This is a genomic window from Streptomyces sp. NPDC001816 (assembly GCF_042892235.1).
In the GTDB taxonomy this organism is placed as follows: Bacteria; Actinomycetota; Actinomycetes; order Streptomycetales; family Streptomycetaceae; genus Streptomyces.
Genome location: NZ_JBIATY010000011.1, coordinates 330,453 through 338,111 on the forward strand (window position 1 = coordinate 330,453; position 7,659 = coordinate 338,111).

At 69.6% G+C, this 7,659-nt stretch carries 9 protein-coding genes; 4 read left to right on the forward strand and 5 right to left on the reverse strand.

What is annotated here, in order from left to right:
- Nucleotides 1-106 precede the first annotated feature (106 nt).
- Together ACFYZZ_RS33835 and ACFYZZ_RS33840 are read left to right on the forward strand one after the other, a co-directional pair.
- Nucleotides 107-1,573, forward strand: a complete 1,467-nt coding sequence (locus ACFYZZ_RS33835) for an ABC transporter permease (RefSeq protein ID WP_389184232.1) — start codon at nt 107-109, stop codon at nt 1,571-1,573.
- A 30-nt stretch (nt 1,574-1,603) separates the two neighbouring features.
- Nucleotides 1,604-2,365 (forward strand): ABC transporter ATP-binding protein, encoded by a 762-nt coding sequence (locus tag ACFYZZ_RS33840; protein WP_389184235.1) that lies wholly within the window; start codon nt 1,604-1,606, stop codon nt 2,363-2,365.
- Between the two features lie 49 nt (nt 2,366-2,414).
- On the opposite strand, the gene ACFYZZ_RS33845 is transcribed toward ACFYZZ_RS33840, so the two are convergent.
- Complete coding sequence (locus ACFYZZ_RS33845; protein WP_389184238.1) at nt 2,415-3,401, reverse strand: aldo/keto reductase; 987 nt, start codon at nt 3,399-3,401, stop codon at nt 2,415-2,417.
- 81 nt (nt 3,402-3,482) lie between these two features.
- Complete coding sequence (locus ACFYZZ_RS33850) at nt 3,483-3,809, reverse strand: nuclear transport factor 2 family protein (RefSeq protein ID WP_389184241.1); 327 nt, start codon at nt 3,807-3,809, stop codon at nt 3,483-3,485.
- 121 nt (nt 3,810-3,930) lie between these two features.
- On the opposite strand from ACFYZZ_RS33850, the gene ACFYZZ_RS33855 reads away from it, so the two are divergent.
- Together ACFYZZ_RS33855 and ACFYZZ_RS33860 are read left to right on the forward strand one after the other, a co-directional pair.
- On the forward strand, nt 3,931-4,476 hold the full coding sequence (locus ACFYZZ_RS33855) for a DoxX family membrane protein (protein ID WP_386572352.1): 546 nt from the start codon (nt 3,931-3,933) through the stop codon (nt 4,474-4,476).
- A 29-nt stretch (nt 4,477-4,505) separates the two neighbouring features.
- Nucleotides 4,506-4,844, forward strand: coding sequence for a MazG-like family protein (locus ACFYZZ_RS33860; RefSeq protein WP_389184244.1), 339 nt, complete (start codon nt 4,506-4,508; stop codon nt 4,842-4,844).
- 72 nt (nt 4,845-4,916) lie between these two features.
- Here ACFYZZ_RS33860 and ACFYZZ_RS33865 read toward each other — a convergent pair whose 3' ends face one another.
- From ACFYZZ_RS33865 to ACFYZZ_RS33875, 3 genes are all read right to left on the reverse strand, one after another.
- Nucleotides 4,917-5,465 carry a hypothetical protein gene (locus tag ACFYZZ_RS33865; RefSeq protein WP_389184247.1) on the reverse strand — a complete coding sequence of 183 codons (549 nt, stop codon included), beginning with the start codon at nt 5,463-5,465 and terminating at the stop codon, nt 4,917-4,919.
- Nucleotides 5,466-5,481: 16 nt separating this feature from the next.
- The gene (locus tag ACFYZZ_RS33870) at nt 5,482-6,159 is read right to left on the reverse strand and encodes a DUF429 domain-containing protein (RefSeq protein WP_389184250.1); all 678 of its coding nucleotides are present in this window, start codon (nt 6,157-6,159) and stop codon (nt 5,482-5,484) included.
- Between the two features lie 268 nt (nt 6,160-6,427).
- Nucleotides 6,428-7,659, reverse strand: a 1,232-nt coding sequence (locus ACFYZZ_RS33875; protein ID WP_389184253.1) for a condensation domain-containing protein, incomplete at its 5' end; no start/stop codon positions are given.

Consider the following 7,659-nt stretch of genomic DNA (forward strand, 5'->3'; position numbering starts at 1 on the left):
CCTGCTTTCTCAGCTCTGACACACCTTTTACTCAGCGCGCCTCAAAGGTTCCTCCCTAGCTTGTGGCCGCGCCCACAGCGGGCGCCAAGAACCTTCGAGGAACGGGATGTTTGGCATCTATCTCAAGCGTGAGCTGAGCCGCCGCAAGAAGGCCGCTCTGGTCATCGCGATGGGTCTGGCGCTCGGTATCGCGCTGGTCATCACCGTCAGCTCGGTGTCGGCCGGTATGACGCAGGCGCAGGACAAGGTCCTGAAGTCGCTCTACGGCCTCGGCACCGACATGACGGTCACCAAGGCGCAGTCGGCACCCAGGGCCGGCAGCTCGCAGGGCCCGAACTTCAAGTTCGACGCCAAGTCCAGCAGCAAGACCGCACAGAGCTCGGACCGGGTGATGACACAGGGTGGTCAGGCCCTGAAGTCCTCGCTGGTCGCGAAGGTCGCCGCGCAGAAGGGCGTGGCGAGCGCGGTGGGCGCCCTCTCCCTGAACGTCACCAAGGTCGACGGCTCCTTCACCCAGGGCAAGGCGAAGTCGTCCACGTCCTCCGGAAGCTCCCAGCAGCAGGGCGGCCCCGGCGGAGGAAGTGGCGGGCAGCCGCAGGTGCAGGGCGGCGGCGCCAACTTCAACGTCAACAGCTACTCGGTGGCCGGCGTCGACGTCACCGACCAGGCCCTCGGCCCGCTGGCCACGATGAAGATCACCTCCGGGAAGACCTTCACCTCGGCGCAGACCGACGCGAAGGTGGCGGTCGTCAGCAAGTCGTACGCCAAGGAGAAGAAGTACAAGGTCGGCTCGACCTTCAAGATCTCCGGCACCAAGTACACGGTCATCGGCATCGCCACCCCGGACAGCAGCGAGTCCACCACCGACGTCTACCTGCCGCTGAAGCAGGCCCAGTCGCTCGGTGACGCCAAGAACAAGGTCACGACGATCTACGTCAAGGCGACCGACTCCCAGCAGATCTCCGCCGTCAAGAAGACGATCCAGAGCAACATCTCCGGTACGACGGTCACCACCTCCTCCGACCTGGCCTCCACCGTCTCCGGCTCGCTGTCCACGGCCTCGAACCTGGCCGGCAGCGTCGGCAAGTGGCTCTCGATCACCGTCCTGGTCGCCGCCTTCCTGGTGGCCGCGCTGCTCACCTCCTCGGCCGTGTCCCGGCGGGTGCGCGAGTTCGGCACCCTGAAGGCGCTCGGCTGGCCGAGCCGCAAGGTGACCCGGCAGGTGGTCGGCGAGTCCATGGTCAACGGCCTGATCGGCGGCGGCCTCGGCATCGCCCTGGGCCTCGCGGCCGCCTACACGGTCACCGCGATCAGCCCGAAGCTGCAGGCGGAGCTGGGCAGCAGCGGCGGTGGCGGCATGGGCGGTGGCATGGGCGGCGGCCCCGGTGGCGGCGGCCCGGGCCAGCAGGCCACCAAGAACACCCTGGAGATCGCGCTGACCGCGCCCGTCTCCCTGACCACCATCGCCCTGGCCGTCGGCCTCGCGGTCGCCGGCGGTCTGATCGCCGGCGCCATGGGCGGCTGGCGCGCCTCCCGGATGCGCCCGGCCGACGCCCTGCGCAGCGTCTCCTGACCCACCCTTCTGTTCACTCACGGAGCACCCATGTACAGACTCACCGGCGTCACCAAGCGGTACACGCGGGGCAAGGAGACGGTGGAGGCGCTGCGCGGCGTCGACCTCACCATCGCCGACGGCGACCAGCTGGTCATCCAGGGCCCGACGGGCGGCGGCAAGTCCACCCTCCTGCAGATGATCGGCGGCCTCGACCGCCCCTCGTCCGGCAGCGTCGAACTGGACGGCGTCGACCTCGCCACGATCAGCGAGGCCAAGCTGACCCGGCTGCGCGCCGAGAAGATCGGCATCATCTTCCAGGCGTTCAACCTCATCCCGACGCTGACCGCGCAGGAGAACGTGGAGACGGCGCTGGTCCCGCTGGGCGTGAAGCCGGGCGAGCGGCGCGAGCGGGCCGCCGAGGCGCTGCGCTCGGTGGGCCTCGGCGAGCGGCTCTCCCACGTCCCCTCGGAGATGTCGGGCGGCCAGCAGCAGCGCGTCGCCATCGCCCGCGCGCTGGTGAAGAACCCGAAGGTGCTGCTGGCCGACGAGCCCACCGGCAACCTCGACGAGGGCACCCGCGACGACATCATGGCCCTGCTGGAGGGCCTGTGGCGGGAGCACGGGCTGACCTTCATCATGGTCACCCACGACTCCTCCATCGCCCGCCGCGCCCCGCGCCTGGCCACCATCAAGGCGGGCCAGATCACGCTCACCGAGCGGGGCGGGGGTGCGGGACGACAGCAGGCGTACGGGCAGTACGCGCCGCAGGAGCAGTATGCGCAGCAGCAGTACGGGGGGTACGGCTACTGACGTCGTCGTACGGCCCATTGGGACCGCTTGTACGGCTCGTTGGGGCCGCTCATCGTCCGAGCAGGCGATCGATCTCGGTCAACTGCTCTGCGGTGAGCGGCCCTTTCGCGATCGCGCCGGCGTTCTCCTCGGCCTGGGCGACGGTCCGGAAGCCCGGGATCGGCACGGTGCGCGGGCTGCGCGCCCACAACCAGGCCAGGGCGCCCTGGGCGGGGGTACGGCCGTCACTGGTGAGAATGTCCCGCAGGGCCTCGACCCGACTCACCCACTCGGGATCAGCGCCGGACCCGTCGCCCCCGAACCCCTGGAGCCAGGCGGGCGGCCTGCTCCGGATGTCCCCGGCCTCCAGGGAGGTGTGCCGCTTCCCGGTCAGCAGCCCCATCGCGAGCGGGCTGCGGTTGATGCCGGCGAGGTCCAGCCGCTCGCACAGCTCGATGAGCCGAGGCGCGTCCTGAAGAACATTGAGCGCGTGCTGTACAGCCGTACAGTGCGGCCCTTCGGCGAAGACGGCGGCGCGCTCGGGATCGTCGGTGCTCCAGCCATAGGCGTGGATGAGCCCCTCCCCGACCAACTCCTCACACAGGTCCCGCAGTTCGGCAGCCCGCACCGGATCGGCGTCGGACAGATGAAGCTGATACAGATCGATGTGATCGGTGCCGAGGCGACGCAGTGACGCGATCAGGGCCCGGCGGGCGTACTCCGGGGTGTCGTCGGCGCCGGTGAGGGTGCGGGTGTCCGGGTCGAAGACGTTGCCCCACTTGGTGGCAAGGACGATTTCATCCCTGCGCTTGCCGAGCGCCCGGCCCAGGACCTCCTCACTGTGCCCGGTGCCGTAGACGTCGGCGGTGTCGAAGAAGGTGACGCCGAGGTCGAGGGCACGGCGAACGGCCCGCACGGACTCCTCGTCATCCACCTTCCCCCACCCGAGGGGCTGCCCATCGGCGGCCTGCCACTCACCACCGATGGCCCAGCACCCGAATCCGAGCGCACTCACTTCGATCCCGCTGCGCCCCAGTGTCCTGCTGGTGGTCTCCATGCCGCAGAACGCTAGGAGTTGAAGCGCACACGAAGGCAAGCGGTTTCACAGCGGGATTTCTCGGAGGCTTGCTCGGGAGGATTACGCCTGCCCGGTCTCGAACCGGGAGATCCTGCCGTCGTCCTCGATCTCGAAGTGCCACTTGGTGCGCATCTCGCCCCAGGCGTCGTTGCGGTAGCGGGCGATGAGGTCGCGGCCGCCACGGGACTCGTTGTCGACATCCATGTGGCCGTTGGAGGTGAAGATCTCCCGGTCGATCCACTCGGCGAGGTCGCGGTCGGCGCCGTCGTCGGACATCGTCGCGCCCGGCGAGAGGAGGGACATGAAGCCCTCGCGGTCATGCGAGTTCACGGCGTTGACGAAGGCCCGGACGGACGGATCGCTGAGCTTGGCTGGCTGAATCGTCATGGCGCCAGACTCACACCGCTCCCCCGCCCCCGCCACCCGAACGCCATCCACGACGGGCCCGCAGGAGCACGGGATGCGACGGTGACAGGGGACTTCATAGGCGCTGACAGGAGTGACGACCGTGACCTGTTACGACCGACGTGATCTGGGCCTGCTGCTGCTCCGGCTGGGGACGGGCGGGGTGCTCGTCGCACATGGCACACAGAAGCTGTTCGGCTGGTTCGGCGGCCACGGCCTGGAGGGCACCGGCCAGTTCATGGAGTCCGTCGGCTACGCGCCCGGCAAGGCAAGCGCGACGGCGGCGGGCCTGGCCGAGGCGGGCGGCGGCACCCTGCTGGCGCTGGGCCTGGCAACCCCGGCGGCGGGCGCGGCGGCGGCCGGCGCGATGGCCGGGGCGGCGGCGGTCCACAAACCCAACGGCTTCTTCGCCCAGGAGGGTGGCTACGAGTACGCGGCCACCCTGGGCCTGGCGGCAGCGGGCCTGGCCATCGCGGGCCCGGGCCGCCTCTCCCTCGACCACGCGTCCGGGCATGTTTTCGACCGGGGGTGGATGGTGCCGCTGGCACTGGGAGTGACGGCAGCGGCTACGGCGGTGGTGGTAGGAGCACGGAACCGGCGGGTGCGACAGAAGACGGAAGGCGAGCAGGAGGTCCTGTTCGAGGACTAGCCCAGCCGGGGCATGCCAAGCTTCGGGGCATGAGCGACCAGGACACCTCCCCCGCCCTCTGGCCGACGATCCACGAACTCTGGGACCGTCTGGAGGCGACTCGCAGGCATGCCGGCCCGGAGGGCGTACTGCTCCGCATCCTCAAGTTGTCGGAGGAAGTGGGCGAGGTGGCCGAGGCGGTGATCGGCGCGACCGGCCAGAACCCACGCAAGGGGGTCACCCACACGTGGGAGGACGTCCAGTCCGAACTGTGCGATGTGGCGATCACGGCGCTGGTGGCGCTGCGGACGTTGACGCCGGAGGCGCGGGAGGTCTTCGAAGCGCACCTCAAGGGTGTACGGGAACGCCCGCTGACTCCTCCTGCATGACCGCTGATGCTCGAGGGGCGGAGCTAGCGCTGGGATCTTGAGAGCGGAATACGGATGCTCATGGGTGTTGGCTCATGCTCTCCTCGGCTTGCGGGGCTTGGCCCAGTTGCCGTGCGGCCGGTTTCGTTCCTGGGCAAGCATCGCTGCGTCGAACTGGGCCTTGCTTGTGACCGTTCGCGGTTCGGGTTCGAGCACGGCTGCACTTGCTCGCCACGGGGTGGCCGAGGCCCAGCCGACGAGGGGCATGGTCTCGTTGTAGTGGGGCGCGAACCGTGCGGTGATGAGCGCCGGCATCCGGTAGTTCAGCCCTCGCACATGCTCGACGAACGCCTCGGGAAGCAAGACGTGGTGCGTCTCGACGTAGTGGGGGAAGTCCTGGCGCCAGAGCCAGGTGCCGTCGGTCACCAATGACGAGCAACCGAGGGAGTGGCGGTGCGCGCTGGCGGTGATGACGTCATGGCCCGCTTCCATGACGTCGATGAGGATGTGGCCGGCATCCAGGTAGGCCACAAGGTCTGCCTCGTCCGGTGCGCCGAAGGGCCGGACGGCGTCGCGGATGGATCCGTTCGGCCGACCGGGGCGGTTGTCGAGTTCGTCGTAGAAGCCCAGCAGTCCCAGCACCGTATTTCCCTTCAAGTCAGTACCAGATCTCGACGACGCGCCCTTCCATGTCCAGTTCAGGCACCTCAGGAATCCGCCCCGCGATCCCCAGCGCAATCCGCTGCGCCGACCAGGCCGCCGCAGCGGCATCGAGGACGTCGTCCGCAGGAACGCGATCCGCCTCGCCAAGCGCGTCCGGCAGCACAACCCCGGCTGCGGCCAGCAACTGGCGCCGCGCATTCTGGCCACGCCACGTCTTCTTGGCGTGGTCCAGCGGCACCCCTCCGGCCAGGGCATAGAAGGACACCTCGGGGTGGACCTCGTGGATCCGCTCGTCGGCGAGCCAGCACGCGCGGGCCTCGAGGAGTTTCGGAGCGAGGGCCCACGCCTGTCGGCTCAGCCGGTGACCCGTGAGCTCATGGCACCGATCGCCGGCCGCCACGTAATCCGACTCAAGCCACGCCGGGCGCGGCGCCACGAGGAAGACGCTGTTGCGCCGTGCCCCCAGGAATGTCCTCGCCCCGAGATCCGCGGCGCGCCAGCCCTTCTCGATCAGGCCCAGCGGCATGTCCACCGCGATCGCCTCTGCGCCGGCGGCACGCTTGATCAGCGCATCGAGCCGGACGTCCACGAGGCTGCCCGCGAACGTGCCGTCCGTGAGCCTGATGCCTATCCAGCCCTGCCTGCCGCAGGCGTCGACCCCCAGGACTTCCATCCCACCCAGCCTCTCGCAACAAGAGGAACAAGAGAAAGAGGCAGACGAGTCGGGCTGTACGCCGGGTCCTGTTCCGCTCAGGGAGAGATCACGAGACCACGCTCTGACCTGCACGTTTACGGGCATCCGGCGGCTGGTCCAGCCCTCTGGGACTTCTCAGGGACTTTCAGCGGAGCGTGAACGGCGGGTCGGACTTTCAAGCGTTTCGAGCTGCCGCACCGCGCAGTGCGGTCCCCGAGGGACCGCACTGCGCTCGCCATACCCGCCGTCAGGCGGGCATGGCACCGTAACCGCCGAACTCGGCGAGGAGGCGGTAGCGCTCCTCCGGCGACAGGAAGTCGACCCTGGCGGCAGGCAGGTCCGGCTGGGCAACCATGTTCTGCAGCAGGCGGTCCAGCCGCGCGAGGTACAGTTCGGCCTCCGCCGGGGCGAACGCGTCGGTGCGGTAGCCAAGGCGCAGGGTCAGCCCGGGGCCGGGGATCACGGACAGGGCGAGCGAGTAATGCGTCGCGTCCGTACCGGCGATGCCGACCAGCTTCAGCCCCTCAGCCGGGGACCCCCAAGCCGACGCGTCCAGGGGGTAGCTCTCGAAGACCATCGTGGTGTCGAAGAGGTCCCGGCTACCGGCTTGCCGCTGCACCTCGGACAGGCCCAGGTGGTGGTGATCCATCAAGGCCGCCTGCTCCCCCTGGAGCCGCTTCAGCAGCGCGGCCACCGACTCGCCGTCGCGCAGTCGTACGCGGACAGGGACGGTGTTGATGAAGAGGCCGACCATGCCCTCGACGCCGGGCAGCTCAGGCGGACGGCCGGAAACCGTCATGCCGAAGACGACGTCCTGCCGACCGGTCATGCGGGTCAGCAGCAGACCCCACGCCGCTTGCACCAGGGTGTTCATGGTGACGCCCTGCTGCCGGGCGAACTCGCCGAGCCTGGCCGTCAGCTCCTCCGGCAGGTTGCTGGTGAGCTGCCTCGGCAGTTCGGGCGCCCGGTCGGCCACCTGGGGGGCGATGAGGGTGGGGGCTCCGAGCCCGGCCAGGGCGGAGGCCCAGGCCGCGCGGGCAGCGTCGCGGTCCTGCGCGGTGAGCCAGGCCAGGTAGTCACGGTACGGGGTGACCTTCGGCAGCCGGGAGTCGTCGCCACCGGTGCCATAGAGGGAGAGCAGCTCACCGATGAGCACTGATGCCGACCAGCCGTCCCACAGGATGTGGTGGTTCGTCAGCAGCAGGCGGTGGCGGTCGGCGCCGAGCCGCATCAGCGTCAGCCGCAGCAGCGGCGGGCGGCCGAGGTCGAACTTCCGCCGCCGGACCTCGTCCGCGACGCGGCAGGCCTCCGCCTCCCGCTCGGCGTCGTCAAGGCCGGAGAGGTCCGCCTCGGTCCAGTCCAGGGAGACGATGCGCCGGACGATCTGCACGGGGCGCTTGAGGCCGTCGTGCCGGAATCCGACGCGCAGGTTGGCGTGCCGGGCCAGCAGCCGCTCACCGGCGGCCTTCAGCGCACCGG